16 protein-coding genes are annotated in these 17,706 nt (G+C 63.9%); 11 read left to right on the top strand and 5 right to left on the bottom strand.

Translation table 11 applies throughout. The annotated features are described in order from the left end of the window. Window positions 1–19: 19 nt before the first annotated feature. Window positions 20–1,378 carry a hypothetical protein gene (locus AC1VNY_RS09125; RefSeq protein ID WP_482404899.1) on the bottom strand — a complete coding sequence of 453 codons (1,359 nt, stop codon included), beginning with the start codon at window positions 1,376–1,378 and terminating at the stop codon, window positions 20–22. A 58-nt stretch (window positions 1,379–1,436) separates the two neighbouring features. Further along, window positions 1,437–3,944, bottom strand: coding sequence for an HAD family hydrolase (locus AC1VNY_RS09130; RefSeq protein WP_482404900.1), 2,508 nt, complete (start codon window positions 3,942–3,944; stop codon window positions 1,437–1,439). A 508-nt stretch (window positions 3,945–4,452) separates the two neighbouring features. Between AC1VNY_RS09130 and AC1VNY_RS09135 the strand changes: the two genes are divergently transcribed. From AC1VNY_RS09135 to AC1VNY_RS09185, 11 genes are all read left to right on the top strand, one after another. Continuing rightward, on the top strand, window positions 4,453–5,154 hold the full coding sequence (locus AC1VNY_RS09135; RefSeq protein ID WP_482404901.1) for an RNA polymerase sigma factor: 702 nt from the start codon (window positions 4,453–4,455) through the stop codon (window positions 5,152–5,154). A 140-nt stretch (window positions 5,155–5,294) separates the two neighbouring features. After that, window positions 5,295–6,119 carry a flagellin gene (locus AC1VNY_RS09140; protein WP_028336954.1) on the top strand — a complete coding sequence of 275 codons (825 nt, stop codon included), beginning with the start codon at window positions 5,295–5,297 and terminating at the stop codon, window positions 6,117–6,119. A gap of 63 nt (window positions 6,120–6,182) precedes the next feature. Further along, entirely contained in the window at window positions 6,183–7,880 is a 1,698-nt protein-coding gene (fliD, locus tag AC1VNY_RS09145) for a flagellar filament capping protein FliD (protein WP_482404902.1), read from the top strand. Continuing rightward, window positions 7,880–8,323: a flagellar export chaperone FliS gene (locus AC1VNY_RS09150; protein WP_482404903.1), complete on the top strand. Its 444-nt coding sequence runs from the start codon at window positions 7,880–7,882 to the stop codon at window positions 8,321–8,323. Before fliD ends, AC1VNY_RS09150 begins: the two co-directional genes overlap by 1 nt. Window positions 8,324–8,425: 102 nt before the next feature. Then, complete coding sequence (locus tag AC1VNY_RS09155) at window positions 8,426–8,932, top strand: hypothetical protein (protein ID WP_482404904.1); 507 nt, start codon at window positions 8,426–8,428, stop codon at window positions 8,930–8,932. Window positions 8,933–9,169: 237 nt separating this feature from the next. Then, window positions 9,170–9,829 (top strand): flagellar hook assembly protein FlgD, encoded by a 660-nt coding sequence (locus tag AC1VNY_RS09160; protein WP_482404905.1) that lies wholly within the window; start codon window positions 9,170–9,172, stop codon window positions 9,827–9,829. A 19-nt stretch (window positions 9,830–9,848) separates the two neighbouring features. Next, window positions 9,849–11,132 carry a flagellar hook protein FlgE gene (gene flgE, locus AC1VNY_RS09165; RefSeq protein ID WP_482404906.1) on the top strand — a complete coding sequence of 428 codons (1,284 nt, stop codon included), beginning with the start codon at window positions 9,849–9,851 and terminating at the stop codon, window positions 11,130–11,132. Then, window positions 11,129–11,383: a hypothetical protein gene (locus tag AC1VNY_RS09170; RefSeq protein ID WP_482404907.1), complete on the top strand. Its 255-nt coding sequence runs from the start codon at window positions 11,129–11,131 to the stop codon at window positions 11,381–11,383. The genes flgE and AC1VNY_RS09170 overlap by 4 nt, the downstream gene beginning before the upstream one ends. 19 nt (window positions 11,384–11,402) lie before the next feature. Further along, on the top strand, window positions 11,403–11,858 hold the full coding sequence (locus AC1VNY_RS09175; protein ID WP_028340079.1) for a hypothetical protein: 456 nt from the start codon (window positions 11,403–11,405) through the stop codon (window positions 11,856–11,858). A 27-nt stretch (window positions 11,859–11,885) separates the two neighbouring features. Next, a complete protein-coding gene (gene flgK / locus AC1VNY_RS09180) occupies window positions 11,886–13,661 on the top strand; it encodes a flagellar hook-associated protein FlgK (RefSeq protein ID WP_482404908.1) in 1,776 nt (591 codons plus the stop codon). 16 nt (window positions 13,662–13,677) lie between these two features. Further along, on the top strand, window positions 13,678–14,586 hold the full coding sequence (locus AC1VNY_RS09185; protein WP_482404909.1) for a flagellin: 909 nt from the start codon (window positions 13,678–13,680) through the stop codon (window positions 14,584–14,586). Window positions 14,587–14,598: 12 nt separating this feature from the next. Here AC1VNY_RS09185 and AC1VNY_RS09190 read toward each other — a convergent pair whose 3' ends face one another. The 3 genes from AC1VNY_RS09190 to AC1VNY_RS09200 form a co-directional block, all read right to left on the bottom strand. Then, window positions 14,599–15,537, bottom strand: coding sequence for a substrate-binding periplasmic protein (locus AC1VNY_RS09190; RefSeq protein WP_482404910.1), 939 nt, complete (start codon window positions 15,535–15,537; stop codon window positions 14,599–14,601). Continuing rightward, entirely contained in the window at window positions 15,534–15,821 is a 288-nt protein-coding gene (locus AC1VNY_RS09195; RefSeq protein WP_050999374.1) for a c-type cytochrome, read from the bottom strand. Before AC1VNY_RS09195 ends, AC1VNY_RS09190 begins: the two co-directional genes overlap by 4 nt. A 76-nt stretch (window positions 15,822–15,897) precedes the next feature. Beyond that, window positions 15,898–17,562, bottom strand: a complete 1,665-nt coding sequence (locus AC1VNY_RS09200) for a methanol/ethanol family PQQ-dependent dehydrogenase (RefSeq protein WP_038379118.1) — start codon at window positions 17,560–17,562, stop codon at window positions 15,898–15,900. Window positions 17,563–17,706: the final 144 nt, after the last annotated feature.

A 17,706-nucleotide genomic window follows, 5' to 3' on the forward strand; every position in this document is an offset into this window, starting at 1 on the left:
TCTGTCTTTCCGGCGTTCATCAGCCGCGCTGCCCGGCCATCACGACGACGCTGCCGGCATCGCGGGACTGGCCCACGGTGCGGAACAGGTCGGCTGGCAGGGTCTGCCACGGCGCGATCTCGATGATGCGGTTGCTCGCGCTCTTCGCGGCCGATTTCGCCGCGCGGATATCGTCCTGCCAGGGGCAGAGTGCGAGCTCGAGCCGGCCGAATCCGCCGCAATCGGCCGCGAACGCGCGGGTGACCGCCTCGATGCTGGCAGCCATTTCGCGCGCGTCGCTGGTTGCGATATCGCGCATGATCACGGTGATCGCATCATGCGAGGCTGCCTGCGACCGGATCACGATCATGGCGTCACGGCCGCCGCTGCGGCTGGCGCGGCGCGCGGGCCGCATCGCGACGCCGAATTCGGCGTCCGGTCCGAGATCGCTGCCGTCGGTGGGCAGGTTGTGAACGATTGTGGTGTGGCGGGGCGTGCCGGCGTCTTCGGCCGGAGCGTGGTATGAGCGCGGCAGCCAGACGGTGTCGAGCGCCATCTGCGAGGATGTCAGGCTCCAGGCCTGGTCGAGCAAATAGCCTTCCCAGACCGCGGGATAGGCGCTCGCGATGTGATGCCAGTTGCGCAGCACCGCTTCGGCGGCGGGCGAACGGCCGAGATAGAGGGTGCGCGCCGACATTTCCCACCGGTTCCATTTGTGGAGCGCGATGTCGCAATCAAGGGATGACGGCAGCAATGGCGGCTCGCTGAGGACTGCGTCGGCCTCGATGAAGAGCAGCGGTTCGCGGTGCTGCTCCCACATCCGCAGCATGAAGCCGGCTTTCTCGGCCGCGCGCATGTGCTCGCCGTCTGCGGTGTCGATCGGAGCGATATCGCAGGCGATCCGGAATTCGGCCAGCTTGTCGCGGAGGGCGCGGGCACGATCGTCGCCGCAAGCGCGGGGGTAGCAGGAGACCACGCGCAGCGATGCCTCGGACCTTAAGCCTTGCTCGGGCGCGATCGGCCGCCAACTGAGGCCGCCCCACCACATCTCATGCGGGCCATCGAAGCTCGGCCCGATCGTTCCGAAGTCGGTCAGCTTGCTCTTCAGGAAGTCGAAGGCGGGATTCTCGCCGAAGGGGACGACGACCGCGCAGTCGGCGCGAAGCGACCGGTAAAGCATTTCGGCGGCGGGGCCGCTTGGCGGCTCGACGAGGATGATGACGCCACGGTCCCTCGCCGGCACCGAGCCGGCCTGATGGACGACCGCGGGTCCGAGCCGCTCCGACAGCCATGCGAGCCGCCGGCGCTGCGCCGCGCTCATCCCGATGCCGTTCGCCGCCAGCAATTGGTCGAAGTTCGTCTGCAAGCCGTCCGCTTGCGCCGTGTCAGCCGAAATCATGCCCGCACTACCCCTCGTTAACCTTCTACGTGCGGGGCGGCCGGATCAGGCGGACAAATCAGCTGTCGTTGTTCGTTGCGAGCGTGTCGTCGGCGCTACGCCAGGTCAGTGTGGCCGAGGGGGCACCGATGCCGTCGCGGTCCGCGACCGCAAGGATGCGGTCATGGTCGAGGGGGGTCAGCGCGACCGTGTAGATGGCGACGTCGTCTTCGAAGCCGTCGACCGGCATCAGCAGCATGCCGTCGGCACTGGTAGCGCGGAAGTGACGGCCGCGCCGTTCGAGGCCGGCATCGATGAGCCGTCCCTCGGCGATCGCTGTCACGTTCGGACTCTCGGCGGCTTTCGCGGTGCTCTCGCCGTATTGGACCGTGATGCCGTGGAGCATCCCGTCGCGGGTGAGCTTGGCCAGCGGCAGCGCGATGGTCGCGATTGCCATCCGGCGCGACAGCGGTATCCGCAGGCGGAGGTCGCCGAGCCCGGTATGATAGACGCTGACCGCCTCCAGCGACGCCTGGCCGTTCCGATCGAACAGACCGACCTGCAGCGTCCCGCACGGTGCTTCGCCGAACACATTCGCGGGCAGGCGATTGGCGCCGAACAGCGTGTAGAGATAGGCGTGCGATGGCGAGAGGGCGGCAAAGCTGCCCGCCAGCCACATCGGGGGCGCCGGTGCCGTGCAGGCGGTCATGAGGCCGCGGGCGATGATGCGATCATTGATGAAGTCGGCATCGAGCATTGGCGCCAGCGCCTGGGTGCCGAGATTGACGTCATGCTTGATGCCGCCGAGCAGCGCGAGCTCATCGTCGTCCGGCAGCAGCAGGAGGCGTCCGAGCACGGCGGCGGCCCAGCGCGCCGCGACCGCGGGGTCGGCATCGGGCTGCAATCCGTAGCGTGGTGCCAGCTCGCGGGCGCGCGAAACATAGGCCAGCGTCCCGGATTGCACCTCGCTCGCCAGCGCCAGCTGGGCGGCCGGGCGCTGATCACCCTCGCGCAACACGTCACCGTCACGATAATCCCGCGCCGATCCTTCACTGGAACAGCATAGCTGCTCCAGCAATGCGACGTTGCGGATCAGCATGCGCTTGACGTGCGGCGTGACGATGCGATCCGAGACCAGTCCCTCCGCGGTGTCGTCATCGGCGATGTCGTCGAAGGCATCGTCAAGCGTCAGCAGATAGGCGCCGTGCAGGCGGATGCGGATGCCCTCGCTATCGAAGATGCGCCGCAGCGATTTCTGCACGCTTGCGGAATAGCCGAGGTCGACCAGGATCAGATCGGTGCAGTCGTCGAAATCCCGGATATGCGCGCGAAGGTAGGTGAGTAGACGCGCCCGGACGCCGCCGGCGATATCGGTGATTTCGCGCGGGTCCATCAGATCGGGCAGGGCGTCGGCGAGCTCGCGGCCGCTCGCAATGCCGTCGGGATACTGCGCGAAGAACTTCATCACGGCGGGCGGTCGCACCTTGACGATGTCGACAAAGGTCGTCGCGTCGATCTTGACGACCCGGCTCAGCAGCTCACAGAGCGGTTCGAGCGTATCGGCAGATCCGACCAGGCTGACGCGACGATTGATTTCGATATAAGCGCCGGTCTCGCCGTGGTTTGCCTGCCAGACCCGATACGGCAGCAGACCGTCGCGGCCGAGGAATCCGACCGCAACGCGCGCGCCCTCGCGAGCAAGCGCAGTGCGCCGGGCGGCAATGAATGCATCGAACGCCGCCATCACGGGGCCGAGCACCGTCAGGCCGAGGTCGAAAGCGGGAGCATGCTCCGCGCCCTTCGTCGTCACCGCGCGCCGCAGCGTGCGGGCACCGCAATCGAGCCGCGACGGCTGATCGGGGCACAGCAATTCGAAGATCGATGTCTCGCGCTGAAACTTGGAGGCCAATGCCGCGCCGGCCTGCGGGTAGTAGCGCGGACGGATGCCGTGACGGCGCGCCCCCTTGATATCGGCGGCGTGGTTGTCACCGACATGGAACGAGCTTGCCGCGTCGATGCCTTGCTCGGCGAGATAGGCCTCAAACAGCGCCTCACTCTTGCTGCTGCCGTGATCGCAGGACGCATAGAGGAAATCCCAGCTCAGCCCGGGACTGCAGGAACGCAGCAACTGCGCAAGCTGGTCGGTGCTCCAGTAGGTGTCGGAAATGAAGCCGACGCGAAAACCGCCGCGCTTCATGTCCAGATATTGCTCGAGCATTTCGGGATTGACGCGGCACAGCTCGAGCTCGGTCTCGAACTCGATCTGCGCGAGATCGTGCAGCGCATCGCGGCTCAGGCCGAACAGCCTGAACGGAAAGTATTTGTAGATGTCGGCGATGCGCACTTCAGTTGAGCCGCACCGCTCCTGCGATACCTTGCGCGCCCGCGCCTCCGCCTGGATTCGATGCTGAACGAAACTGACGGACATGTTCGGAAATTTTTCAGCAATGCATGAACGCTGAAAAACCCTTTCAAATATGCCGTCCGGCGTCGTGCAGGCGCGCAACAGAAATGTATCGAAAACATCGAATGAACATGCAGAAACATTCTGCGCTCGACGCGTCGCGTCGACCGTCATGATCGTCATGCGCAAAAATCCCGCCAGTCCTCATGCGTTGAACGCGCGCATGAGACAAATCAGGCGCGACAGTTCAAAAAAGTTGATGCGAGATTCGAAAACGCGCGCTTCGCGACTGACAGATTCAAAAAATCCGATAACGTCGAAACAGTGATTCGGAAAAAAATGCCTAGTCGCAATCGTCGAATGCAAGATGGCGACCAACGGCGATGAATCACTCGCATGCTCCGCGCATGCATGTGTTCGCGTGGCGTTAGTTGGTGTGACAACAGCGTTTTCCGACGCGACGATCTCTTTCGCGGAAATGCGAGGCGATGCTGAACGACTGCTCCAAACTCCGTCGAATTTTTCCCTGCGCCTCTGCGCAGCGGCAGCTTTTGCCGGGCGGTCGGCAAAAATATCCAGCTAAGCATTTGAAAAATAACGAAAAAAGTTCGCCTGATTTGCGAGGCGCCTCCGTTCAACGCTCAGAAGCCGCATGGAATGTGTGCCAGCGGCGTTGGTTGGAGAGCGGCGGATGAGTTACGCGCTTGATATGAGGGCACCGGCCGAAGCGGAGGCCACGCCGGCCGCGGTAGCGTCGGCCGAAGCGGCTGCTCCGTGGAGCAACGTCCCCACCGTTGCCGATGCGGGCCCGCTCGACACCGTCGAGATCCACGACGAAGACAAGGAATTACTCGACCGCCTTGCTGCCGGCGACGAAACGGCGTTTCGTGCTCTGGTCGAACGTCATATCGATCGCGCCTACGCGATCGCGCTGCGCATCGTCGGCAACGCCGCCGACGCCGAAGACGTCGTGCAGGACACGATGCTGAAGGTGTGGACGCATCGCGGCCGCTGGCAGCATGGCCGCGCCAAGTTCTCGACCTGGCTCTATCGCGTCGTCAGCAACCGCTGCATCGATCTGCGCCGCAAGCCGCGCACCGAGAATGTCGATGTCGTGCCCGAGGTCGCCGACACCCAGCTCGATGCCTCCGCCGTGATCGAGCGCAACGAGATCGGCAATCTGCTGGAGGTCGCGATGCAGCGGCTGCCCGAGCAGCAGCGGGTCGCGGTGATCCTGTCCTATCATGAGAACATGAGCAACGGCGAGATCGCCGAGGTCATGGACACGACCGTGGCCGCGGTGGAGTCGCTGTTGAAGCGAGGACGGCAGCAGCTGCGCGAGATGCTGAAGCGGCACGAGCGCGACCTGCGCGGCGCGTTTACCGACCGCTAACCATAAATTCCGGCTTCTGAAGATTTTGCGCCTGACTACCGGCGGCCGACCCGTTTGATCGGGCGGACGGGGGCTGGATCCGCGTCACCTCTCTATTTCACGATGCGGCATGCCATGCCCCATCAGCACAGGAGCTACTCATGCCGGCAATCTCCACCAACACCGCCGCGAACTCCGCGGTCCGTTACCTCAACATCAACTCGCAGCAGGAAACCAGCGCGCTGTCGAAGCTGTCGAGCGGCTCGCGCATCACCTCGGCCTCCGACGACGCGGCCGGCCTTGCGATCTCGACCCGCATCTCCTCCGACATCACGACGCTGCAGCAGGCCGCCACCAACGCGGCGCAGGCGACCTCGATCCTGCAGACCGCCGACGGCGGCGCCTCCAATATCTCGGACATCCTGGCCCGCATGAAGTCGCTGGCTTCCGAGTCCGCCTCCGGCACGGTGGCGGATTCCAGCCGGGCCTACATCAACTCGGAATTCACGCAGCTCAAGGGCGAAATCGACTCGATCGCCAGCGGCACCCGCTACAGCAGCCAAAGCTTGCTCGACGGTTCGAGCGTGTTCTCCTCCGGCGTCTCGGTGCTGGTCGGTTCGACCTCGGCCGACACCATCACGATCACGCTGACGAGCCTCACGGCCTCGTCGCTGTCCGTGACGTCGCTCGACGTGTCCAGCCTGTCGAGCGCCACCAGCGCGATGACGGCTCTCGACACCGCGATCGACAAGGTTTCGTCCGCACGCGCCGAGATCGGTGCTCAGGAATCCCGGTTCAACTTCAGCGCCGACTCGATCTCGACCCAGACCCAGAACCTGCAATCGGCCAACTCGGCGATCAAGGACGTCGATATCGCGTCCGAGCAGGCGACGCTGTCCTCGGCCGAGGTGAAGACCCAGGCCGCGGTTTCGGCGGAAACCGCGGCGAACCAGATGCCGCAGTACCTTCTGAAGCTGCTCGGCTAACTCGAAAGACCGATCGGGCCGGCATGATGCCGGCCCGATTCCTATCGCGGCGGAAGTGTCGACATGACGGTTAGCAGCGCCAGCTCGAGCACATCAGGCACGACGTCGACCAGTTCCGCCAGCACGGTGACAACGACCGGCACGACCAATTCGACCAGCATCGATTGGGATGCCCTGATCGAGGCTGAGGTCAATGCCAAGCTCGCAGCGGCGACCTCGATTACCACGACGATCACCGCGAACCAGGCCAAGATCACCGCCTACCAATCCCTGCAGACCGAGCTGTCCACACTGGCCACGGGTCTGTCGTCGCTCAGCACGTCGATCATCAATTCGATTGCCACCAACGCGTTCGCCACGCGGGCGGCGACGATCTCGTCCACCGGCGACGTCAGCGCCTCGTCGGCGCTCAACATGAGCGTCAACAGCGGCTCGGCCACGGGCGATCATACGCTCCAGATCACCCAGCTCGCGACCGCGCAGAAGGTGATCGGTGCCTCGCAGTCGAGCAGCTCGACGGCGCTGGGCCTCTCCGGCACTTTCTCGCTCGGCCTGTCGGGCGGCACCAGTACGGCGATCTCGATCACCAGCGGCATGTCGATGCAGGATATCGTCGACACCATCAATGCCCAGAGCTCGACCACGAACGTCCAGGCCTCGATCGTCCAGGTGTCGAACGGGTCCTATGAGATGGTGCTGACGGGGACACAGGACGCCGCCGACATCACCTATTCGTCGACGTCGGGCGATGACATCCTGAACAAGCTCGGCGTCACCGACACGTCCGGAGCGTTCACCGACGTGCTGCAGAAGTCGCAGTCCGCGGAATTCACCCTCGACGGCATCGGGCTCACGCGGAACACCAACGACATTTCCGACGTTCTGTCCGGCGTCACTTTCGACCTGCTGCAGCCGACGCCGAGCGGCACCAGCCTGAACATCAGCATCGAGACCGATACCAGCCAGATCACCACAGCGCTGCAGACCTTCGTCACCAACTACAACGCATTTCGCGACCGGGTGATCGCGCAGTCGGCGCAGAATTCCGACGGCACGGCTGCATCAAGCGCGGTGCTGTTCGGCGATAGCACGATGCGCGATATCATGACCCAGCTGCAGCAGGTGCTCAGCGGAACGGTCGGAGGCATGACGATGGCCGATCTCGGCCTGTCCTTCAACGAGAACAACGAGCTCCAGCTCGATACCGGCACGCTGTCGACGGTGCTGACGCAGAATCTCGCCGGCGTCACCCAGCTGCTGTCGGCGCAGACCACCACTTCGTCCAGCCAGCTCAGCGTGGTCAATACCGGCACATCGCCGCAATCCTTCACGCTCGACCTCACGGTGGACTCCACCGGTACGCTGACCGGAGCCTCGGTCGGCGGCGACAGCTCCGGCTTTTCGGTGGTCGGCAACACGATCATCGGCAATTCGGGCACGATCTACGCCGGCATGGCCTTTACCTATACAGGCTCCACCTCGCAGTCGATCACGGTGACATCGTCGTCCGGCCTCGCGACGCAACTCTACCAACTCGCGCATACCAGTTCCGGCACCAGCGGTCAGCTGCAGACGCTGATCACCAACTTGCAGTCGCGCGATACCGACCTGCAGTCCCAGGTCAGCGACATTCAGAGCAATGCGGCGACGTTCAAGGCCCAGCTGCAGGTTCAATACGCCAATTACCAGGCGGCCATCGAAAGCGCGAACAACACGCTGGGCTACCTAAAAGCACTCCTAGACGCATCATCGAGTAACTAATGACCCAGAGCGCGACCGCCTACCAAGCCAACAATGCCTATCGATCCGCCGCGGTGGCGGTGCCGCCGCTGAAGGCGGTCGTGATGCTGTGCGACGGCGCGATCACGCTGTTGCAGAAGGCGCTGGACGCGCACGAGGCGAAGCGCTTCGAGGAAGGGCACATCTATCTGACGCGGGCGACCGCGATCCTGCGCGGGCTCAGCCACAATCTCGATTTCACCCGTGGCGGCGCGATGGCCGATCGTCTCTACCGCACCTATAACGCCCTGATCATGGCGTGCCTACGCTCCTATGGTCGGCCGCAGGCCAGGGAGAACTTCCGGCGCATCATCGCAAGCCTGGCGGAATTGCGCGACGCCTGGAAGTTCGTCGAGGCGACCGCCGGCAAGGCCGCCAAGGCCAGGTCACTCGACAAGACGCTCGAATCAGCCACCGGCCGCTGAGCCCGGAGAGAGCCGCGAATCACCCGGCGAGGGCGTTTAGCCGGCGCAGCAAGGGGCCGCGGCGGCGCCCTGGTTGTGGAAAATAGCCGCCCGGCGAGCACCATGCTGGACCTGACGCGACAGCGGCGGAAATTGATTTCCGCCGTCCCGCGAATGCTTTATGACAGCCTTGGCGACGAGGCTGGATCTGCGCGCGCGATGGATGTTGCGACATTCGAAGACCTGATCGACCGGCTGGGGGAGGATCTGTCCCGCTGGCCCGACGATCAACGTCTTGCCGCCGTCCAGCTCCTTGCATCCTCGGCTGAGGCGCGGACGCTCTACGAGGAGGCGGGAGCGGTACGCCGCGCGCTCGCGGCGCCGCCGGTTCGCGCACCCAAGGGCCTTGCCGACCGCATCGTGACCGCGGCGGCGAAATTGCCCCAGCAGCCCGCTTCGGGGCCGGCCCCGGCTGACGATCAGCCGCACGATGCACAACCAGCGGGCCGATCGGCGCAGCAAGGCAAGGTGTTGCCGGCGCTGCTGCTGGCCCTCTGCCTGTTGCCCGCATTGACGCCGCCGGCGTTGATGCTCGGCGAGCAGGATCTGCCGATCAGCCTCTCGCTCTAAAACGCTCCGCATTGCCGTTGCGGCTCTCCGCGTGCTTTCGCGGCAAGATGCTTGCGCACGCCTGCGAGCCTCGAACCCGCAACGGACACGGCAAATTCTGCCGCTTCATCGAGTGATTCCGGGCGGATGAATCCGCGCCTGAAATCGGCGCGTCATCCGTTTTATCTGCGAACGACATCACGACCACAATGTTCCACCGCGTTCCGTCGCGCATCCCGCGGCGAAGAGAGCCTTGTCATGACCGTCTCCTCGGCAACCTCTGCTGCAACCTCCACCACGTCGAGCTCGTCGTCGAGCGCGTCGATGGGGATGAGCTCGACCGATTTCCTCAACCTTCTCGTCAGCGAGTTGCAAAACCAGGATCCGCTGAACGCCACCAGCACGACCGACTTCATCAACCAGCTCACCTCCTACGCCAACTTCACCGAGCAGCAGTCGACCAACGCCAGCATGACGTCGCTGGCGAGCTCGTTCTCGAGTCTCGTGACGCTCAACTCGGTCAACTATATCGGCCACACCGTCGAGGCGAAGACGAACACGGCGGAGCTGACCAACGGCTCGGCGACCTTCGGCTACACGCTCACCTCGGCCGCGTCCAACGTCGCGATCACGATCCAGGACTCTTCGGGCAATACGGTGTGGAGCGGCAAGGGGACCGGAAACGTCGGCTCCAACAGCTTCACCTGGAACGGCCAGACCTCCGACGGCACCCAGCTCAAGGACGGCGGCCAGTACACGATTCAGGTCACTGCGACCGACTCCGCCGGAAACTCGCTGCTTAGTTACACCACGATGACGGGAACGGTGACCGGCATCGATGCCTCCGGCTCGACGCCCTCGCTGCTCGTGAACGGCGTGCCCGTCAGCGCTGCCAACATCATCGGCGTTACGTCCTGATTGCTACCGGAGTAATATCATGAGTCTCACTGGTGCTCTTTCCTCGGCGATCTCGGCGCTCAATGCGCAGAGCCAGTCGCTGGCAATGATTTCCGACAACATTTCCAATGCCGATACCACGGGCTACAAGACCACGTCGGCGATGTTCCAGGATCTGGTGACCGCGTCGAACAGCGCCACCTCATACACGTCCGGCGGCGTCACGGTGTCGGGCCGCGCCAACATCACCCAGCAGGGCTTGCTGTCGGCGACCACCAACGCCACCGACGTCGCGATCCAGGGCAGCGGCTTCTTCGTCACCACCAACGCGACGTCCGGCGGCACCACCTCCTATACGCGCAACGGTGCGTTCACCACCGACAATCTGGGCTATCTCGTCAACAACGGCAACTACCTCGAGGGCTGGCGCACCGACGCTGACGGCAACATCATCGGCAATGCCTCCGCCGCAAGCCTCGGGCCAATCAACACGCAGGTTGCCTCCACCAGCGGCAGCGCCACCACCAAGACCACGGTCGCGGCGAACCTGCCGGCCGATGCCGCCGTCGGTGCGACCTTCAATAGCTCGATGACGGTCTACGACTCGCTTGGCACGGCAAGCACGATCCAGATCGACTGGAAAAAGACCGCCGACAACAGCTGGCAGGCCAGTTTCGAGACGCCGAAGCTGGCGTCGGACTCCACGACGGACAGCGCCAACGCGATCACCGATACGGTGGATATCACCTTCAACAGCGACGGCTCGCTCGCCTCGACCACCCCGAGTCCGCCAACAATCTCGGTGACCGGTTGGAAGGATGGCGCGGCCGACAGCTCTGGCACCAACGCCATCACGCTCAATCTCGGCACGGCCGGCAAGACCGACGGCCTGACGCAGTATTCGTCGGGCGAGACCACACCGGCCGTCGACCTTACGAGCATCACGTCGGACGGTCTGCCCTATGGCAATCTGAGCAGCATTTCGATCGGCAAGGGCGGCGTGGTCGACGCGACCTATTCCAACGGGCAGACCATCGCGATCTACAAGATTGCGGTCGCGACCTTCAGCGATCCCAACGGATTGAGCGCGGCCAGCGACGGCATGTACTCCGCGACGGCAGCTTCCGGCAACGCCACGCTGCAGACCTCGGGCACCAACGGCGCCGGCACGATCTACGGCAGCGAACTGGAGTCGAGCACCACCGACACCAGCGGCCAGTTCTCCAACATGATCTCGGCGCAGCAGGCCTATTCGGCGGCGTCGCAGGTGATCACCACCGTCGACAAGATGTTCGATACGTTGATTTCGGCGGTGTCGCGATGATGACCGAAAAGCAAAATGACCGCTTGCTGGTCAGGCTTCAGCGGCTGAAGGCAAGGGCCGCTTCGGTCCGGCCGGACGATCGGGCGCAGCTCCGTGCGTTGCTCGACGATGTCGGAACGTTGCGGGACCAGTTGATGCGCGAATGCGCGCGGCTCGACCAGGAACTCAACCGGGCCGCGGTCCGGGTAACGGCAATCACCGCGTATGGGCGCAGCGCACAATCGGTTCGCGCCCTGCGTCGCGGACACTAGCTTGAACGGGAGCGATGACATGACACCGGAACGCAACATCAAGATCAATCCCGCGGGCAATGACGAGCGCGCAAGGTCGTTGATCGCGCTGATCGACAATCTGATCGCGATCGTGAACGAGGAGAATGTCGAGCTCGCCAAGGGCTTGCCGGCCTCGCGCTTGAAGGAGGTCGACGAGAAGCACCGCCTTGCCACCCTGTTCGAGCAGTGTGTGGCGGAGGCGGTCGGAAAGACGGCAAATCTCCACGTCCAGGATCGCGTGCTGCGCGAGCAGCTGATGGACCGGATCCTGAAGCTGCGCATGGCGATGGACGAGAACGTGATGCGGTTGCGCGCGGCGATCGATGCCAGCAATCGCAGGATCGAGGCCATCATGCAGGCGATCCGCGAGCAGATCGCCAATGTATCGCCTTATGGCGCCGGCGGTCGTCGCGTCACGCCGGCGATGTCCTACGGCACCAATGTGCGGGCCTGATCGGGCCGGCGCCGGAGGGAGTGGGTCGTGTCGTCGCTCGATATTGCACGAAGCATCGCATTCAGCGGGCTGTCAGCCACGCAGGTGCAGATCAGCGTAGCCTCGGCCAATATTTCCAATGCCGACACCAAGGGCTATACCGAGAAGACCGCCAACCAGAGCAGCAGCGTCACTTCCGGTGTCGGTACCGGCGTCACGATCACGGGGATCAGCAGCGCGGTCGACAAGCTGCTCCTGAAGTCGCTGGTCGGAGCCGATTCCGATCTCGGCGCCGCCGACACCACCAACAGCTTTCTAACCGAGCTCCAGCAGCTCTATGGCAGCACCTCGAGCTCGGACAGCTCCACGACGGGCACCTCGCTGGCCAACACGATCGCGGCATTCGAGTCGGCGTTGTCGTCGCTGGCGAGCACGCCGAGCAGTGCGTCGCTGCAATCGAACGCCGTCAGCGCGCTTGCGGCGGTCGCGACGCAGCTGCAACAGACCTCGAGCGGCATCCAGACGTTGCGCTCCAATGCGGACCAGGACATCGCGTCGTCGGTTACCGACATCAATTCCGACCTGCAGCAGATCTCCGACCTCAACAAGCAGATCAAGCAGCAGGCGGCAGCCGGGCAGTCGACGGCCGATCTGGAGGACCAGCGCAACAGTGCGCTGCAGGATCTCGCGTCGATGATGAATGTGAGCTATTTCACCACGTCGAGCGGCGATCTGCAGGTCTATACCGGCTCGGGGCAGGCGCTGGTCGATAGCACGGCGCATCCGCTGAGCTATACGGCGCTGCCCAGCGTCACGGCGTCCACGACGTATAGCGCGGGATCGTCGAGCGGTTTCAGCGGTATCACAGTCAACGGCGTCGACATCACCTCGCAGATCTCCTCGGGCAAGGTCAGCGCGCTGATCGCGCTGCGCGACCAGACGCTGCCGGCCGCGCAGTCGCAGCTCGACGAACTTGCCCGGCAGCTGACCGCGACCGTCAACGCTGTGTCCAACCAGGGCACGTCGATACCGCCGCCGGCCAGCCTGACCGGAACTGCCACCGTGAGCAGCACGACACCGTTCTCGGCAACCGGCACGGTGCGCATCGCGGTTGCGGACAAGAGCGGCAAGCTGGTGTCCTACCAGGACCTCGATCTGTCATCCTACGCCACGGTCGGTGATCTAGCCACTGCGATCAACGGTATCTCGGGGCTGTCAGCTTCGGTCGATGCCAACGGACATTTGTCGATCTCGGCGACCACATCCGGCAACGGCGTCGCGATCAACGAGATGACGAGTTCGGTCGGAAGTTCGGGTGAGGGCTTTTCGGATTACTTCGGGTTCAACGACCTGATCACAGGGACCGGCGCGTCCGACATCGCCGTTCGCAGCGACATTCTGAACGGCACGGCGGCGCTGCCGACGGCGACGCTCGATGCGTCGTCCACGCTGACGGCCGGAAACTCGGTGCTGTCGCCGGGTTCGGCGACGGTGGTGAACGCGCTCTCGAGCGCGCTGACGGGGTCGACCAATTTCGGCATGGCCGGCGGCCTCGGCGCGACCACCGGCTCTTTTGCGGACTACGCGGCCGCCATCGTTGCTAACGTCGCCGGCAAGGCGACCCAGGCGTCGGCGGCCTATACCGCAAAGCAGACGGCGCAGTCGACCTATGCGAATTCGCTATCGTCGCAGTCCGGCGTCAACATTGACCAGGAGAGCGCAAATCTGAGTGCGTTGCAGAACAAATACGCTGCCGCGTCCCAGATCATTACCGCCATCAACGCTATGTTTTCGGCGCTGATGACCGCGATGAGCGCCAGCTGAGCCAGAGGCTATCGTCATGATGATGCGTGTTGCCACCTTTGCACAGTCGGACCAGATGATCTCAAACGCGCTGCGGGTGCAGGCGGTGATGGCCAACGAGCAGGTGCAGGAGTCGTCGGGGCTGCAGTCCGAGGATTTCGGCGGCTACGGTGCCGGCGCCGGGCGCGTCATCAATTTGCAGGTCTCGGTGACGCGTGCGCAGTCCTATATCGATGCCAGCCAACTCGCCGACAACAAGGTGCAGGTGATGTATTCGGCGGTCGGATCGGTGACCGACATCATCACGCAGCTGCGGACCCAGCTCAGCGCGGCCACCACCGGCAGCAGCACGGCGACGGCATCGGTGATCAACTATGCCCAGCAGGCCATGGCGCAGATGCAGGGGCTGCTCAACACCCAGTATGACGGCGAATATGTCTTCAGCGGCGCCCGCACCGACACTGCGCCGGCGGACCTGTCGAGCTTTGGGACCGGCACCGGATCGCTGACGACATCAGACACCAGCTACTACAAGGGCGACAGCGAGATCGCGTCCGTGCGCGTGTCGGACAGCCAGTCGATCTCCTACGGCATCACCGCCGACAATCCGGCGTTCGAGCAGGTGATGCGGCTCTTGAAATTCGTCGGCAACAGCTCGAATTTGTCGTCGAGCGATGTCTCGCAGGCACTCGACCTCGCGAGCAATGCGCTGGATGCGACGTCCACCGTGCAGGCAAAGCTGTCGACCGCGGCGTCGCAGATCGAGACCGCCAGCACGAATCAGAGCGACTACCAAAATTTTGCGAAGACCTTGTCGACGGACCTCACCAGCGTCGACGTTGCGGCCGTGACGGCGCAGCTTTCGACCTATCAGGCGCAGCTGACGGCGTCCTATTCGGCGATCTCCAAGATCCCGAGCATGAATCTGGCGAGCTATTTGCGATAGCTATCGCCGGCATCAGCGGTTCAGGATCTTCAGCCAGACATCGCCGAGGATGATCGGCTCGCGCGGCGGAAGCCAGGTGAGGCCGGCGGCCTTGCCGAGCTCGGCGATGGTGCCCTTGGCCTGCAGATCGGCGAGGACCTTGTTGACGGATTCCAGCAGCGCCTTGTCGGTCTCGAGCGCAACGTAGCCGCGGTTGGCGCCGATCGGATAATAGTAGCCCGAGGCCGTGATCCTGGTGTCCGGATGTTCAGCGCGGTAGGCATCGAAGCGGCGCAGGTCGAGCAGTGTGGCGTCGAATTCGCCGCGTTCCAACTCTCCGAGCAGGTCGCTGCGCCCCGGAACGAGGTGCGTGATGTCGTCGATCAGCCTTCCCTTGTCGAAGGTCATCAGAATGGCATCGCCCAGCGTGCCGCTTTCGATCGTCAGGCGAAGGCCGGCGAGATCGCCGATATCGGTGATCTTGCGCTCCTTGACCTTGTCCCTGGCCTTGGGACCGAGAACGACGGTCATCGGCGAATAGATGTAGGGCCGGCTCGGCGCCAGCACCCCGATCGGGATCCGCCGGCGGCGATCCTCGCGGGTGGCGCCGTCGAAGTCGGGCAGCTTGGCCGTCGTGACGCCGGGCGCCTTCAGCGAGTCCGTGGTGAGGGCGTAGCCGCCGACCAGCGAGCAGCGCCCGTCCGACAGCAGCGCATTGGCTTCGAGCGCAGGGCTCGAATCCTCGTCGAGCTTGCTCTCGAACCACTGGATCTTGAGCGGCCGTCCAAGCCGCTCGGCAATGGCCTGCGCGAGCGCGACGTCGAAGCCGGCATCCGGTTTGCCGCGATGATGCGCCGACAGCGGCGGCAGATCCTCGTCGAGACATACCTTGAGCGGGTCGTCGGCAGCGTGTGCTGCCGCCGACATGGCAAGAAGCAGAGCCGTCGCGGCGCCCGCAAGCAGGGCCCTCATGGGGTCCTCCGGCTCGACACGAAGGCCCAGACGTCGGCGATCTCCTGCTCGTTCAGGATGTCGACCCAGGGCGGCATCTTGCCGTTCTTGCCTTGCTTCACGGTGGTCACGAAGCGCGTCTTGTCGTCGGGAAACGCGCGCAAGTCCGGCGTGATGGTGCCGGAGTTGACCATGTTGGGCCCATGGCAATGCGAGCAGTTCTTGGCGTAGGTGACCTTGCCCTGGTCGGCCTGACCCTGAAGGTCGATTGCGGTGGTTTGCTGTGCGGCGGCCGGGATCAACATGATCAAGGCTGTCGCGACGGCGGCGAAGATCGCCGCCGTCAACAGGGTTACTCGTTCAGTCACGTGTGCTCCGCGCTCAGTTCTTGACCGCGAAAACCCACAGCGAGCCGCCGGGTGGGACCTTGGCAAGCCGCTCGTCGCCCGAGAACAGCGAATAGACGCCGCCATAGCCGGAGGTAACGGCGACATACTGCACGCCGTCCTGCTGCCAGGTGACGGGTTGTCCTTCGATGCCCGAGCCGGTCTGGAACTGCCAGAGCTTCTTGCCGGTGTCGGCATCGAACGCCTCGAATTCGCCGGTCAGCTGACCGGAGAACACCACGCCGCCGCCGGTGGAGAGCACGCCGGAGAAGCGCGGAATGTCGCTCGGCGCTTCCCACTTCGCCTTGCCGGTCATCGGATCGATCGCCTTCAGGTGGCCGCGCGGTCCGGTGCCCCATTCCCAGGGATCGGTGAGATCCATGCCGAGATACCATTCGCCCTGCTTGAACGTCACCGGCTCGGCCTTGTACTTGCCGCCGAAGGCGAGCGTGTTGGCGTAGGCGAGGCCGGTTTGCGGATTGAACGACATCGGCTCCCAGTTCTTGCCGCCGAGGATCGACGGGTAGACCGTGACCTTCTTGCCTTCACGCGCATCCTTGGTGATGTCGGTCTCGATCGGCCGTCCGGTCTTCATGTCGATGCCGGTGGCCCAGTTGACGTTCACATAGGGATTGGCCGCGAGCAGCTTTCCGTTGGTGCGATCGAGCACGTAGAAGAAGCCGTTACGGTTGGCGTCCATCAGCACCTTGGTCGGCTTGCCCTCGACATTCATGTCGGCGAGCACCATCTCGGCCACCGAGTCGTAGTCGAACGGATTGTTCGGCGAGAACTGGTAGTGCCACTTGATCTTGCCGGTCTTCGGATCGAGCGCCAGCACCGAGCAGGTGTAGAGGTTGTCGCCGGGACGCACCGCCGAATTGAACGGTCCGGGATTGCCGATGCCCCAATACACCGTGTTCAGTTCGGGATCGTAGGAGCCGGTGATCCAGGTCGAGCCACCGCCGAGCTTCCAAGTGTCGCCCTTCCAGGTGTCGCCACCGGGCTCGTCCGGGGTCGGGATCGAGTACGTCCGCCAGAGCTTCTTGCCGGTGGCCGGATCCCAGCCGTCGATGAAGCCGCGGGTGCCGAATTCGGCGCCCGAGATGCCGGTGATCACGACGCCGTCGGCGACCAGCGGGGCCACCGTCATCGAGTAGCCTTCCTTGATATCCGCAGCCTTCTGGCGCCACAGCTCCTTGCCGGTCTTGGCATCGAGCGCGATCACATTGGCGTCGAGCGTGGTGCGGAACACCTTGCCGTCATAGAGAGCAGCACCGCGATTGATGATGCCGCAGCAGACGATACGCGGCGTCTCGGCGGGATACTCGACCTTGGTCTTCCAGATCTGCTTGCCGGATTTGGCGTCGATCGCGATCGTGGCGTTGTGCGTGGTGACGTAAATGACGCCCTGGTAGACGAGCGGCTGCGATTCCTCGCTGCGGTCGTCGTTCAAACTGTAATTCCAGACCGGCACCAGATTTTTGACGGTGTCCTTGTTGATCTGGTTCAGCGTCGAGAAGCGCTGAAGATTGTAGCCCATTCCATAATTGAGAACGTTCGATGTATCGGTCGCACCCTTGACCAACTGCTCGCTGGTCTGGGCGCTTGCCCCATAGGATGCAAGAATTACGAGGCTCGCGGCCAGCGCAATACGTCTCATCATATCCTCCCAATGAACCTTTTTCTGCACGCCTATTCCTGACGTTGCGGACGGAACCATCCGCCTGAAACCAAAACGGGTCAATACGAAAACGTGAACGAGCGCCCGCTAACCGCGCGAGGCCGGTCGAAGGCGTCAGGTTTT

This window comes from Bradyrhizobium ferriligni, assembly GCF_056837965.1.

Bases quoted from the DNA above. Each gene is read 5' to 3' on its own strand.
- AC1VNY_RS09200 (WP_038379118.1), bottom strand. From the start codon at position 17,562: ATGAGACGTATTGCGCTGGCCGCGAGCCTCGTAATTCTTGCATCCTAT.
- AC1VNY_RS09160 (WP_482404905.1), top strand. From the start codon at position 9,170: ATGACCGTCTCCTCGGCAACCTCTGCTGCAACCTCCACCACGTCGAGC.
- AC1VNY_RS09135 (WP_482404901.1), top strand. From the start codon at position 4,453: ATGAGTTACGCGCTTGATATGAGGGCACCGGCCGAAGCGGAGGCCACG.
- AC1VNY_RS09190 (WP_482404910.1), bottom strand. From the start codon at position 15,537: ATGAGGGCCCTGCTTGCGGGCGCCGCGACGGCTCTGCTTCTTGCCATG.
- AC1VNY_RS09140 (WP_028336954.1), top strand. From the start codon at position 5,295: ATGCCGGCAATCTCCACCAACACCGCCGCGAACTCCGCGGTCCGTTAC.
- AC1VNY_RS09185 (WP_482404909.1), top strand. From the start codon at position 13,678: ATGATGATGCGTGTTGCCACCTTTGCACAGTCGGACCAGATGATCTCA.
- AC1VNY_RS09155 (WP_482404904.1), top strand. From the start codon at position 8,426: ATGCTGGACCTGACGCGACAGCGGCGGAAATTGATTTCCGCCGTCCCG.
- AC1VNY_RS09125 (WP_482404899.1), bottom strand. From the start codon at position 1,378: ATGATTTCGGCTGACACGGCGCAAGCGGACGGCTTGCAGACGAACTTC.
- flgE (WP_482404906.1), top strand. From the start codon at position 9,849: ATGAGTCTCACTGGTGCTCTTTCCTCGGCGATCTCGGCGCTCAATGCG.
- fliD (WP_482404902.1), top strand. From the start codon at position 6,183: ATGACGGTTAGCAGCGCCAGCTCGAGCACATCAGGCACGACGTCGACC.
- AC1VNY_RS09170 (WP_482404907.1), top strand. From the start codon at position 11,129: ATGATGACCGAAAAGCAAAATGACCGCTTGCTGGTCAGGCTTCAGCGG.
- AC1VNY_RS09195 (WP_050999374.1), bottom strand. From the start codon at position 15,821: ATGTTGATCCCGGCCGCCGCACAGCAAACCACCGCAATCGACCTTCAG.
- AC1VNY_RS09175 (WP_028340079.1), top strand. From the start codon at position 11,403: ATGACACCGGAACGCAACATCAAGATCAATCCCGCGGGCAATGACGAG.
- AC1VNY_RS09150 (WP_482404903.1), top strand. From the start codon at position 7,880: ATGACCCAGAGCGCGACCGCCTACCAAGCCAACAATGCCTATCGATCC.
- AC1VNY_RS09130 (WP_482404900.1), bottom strand. From the start codon at position 3,944: ATGACGATCATGACGGTCGACGCGACGCGTCGAGCGCAGAATGTTTCT.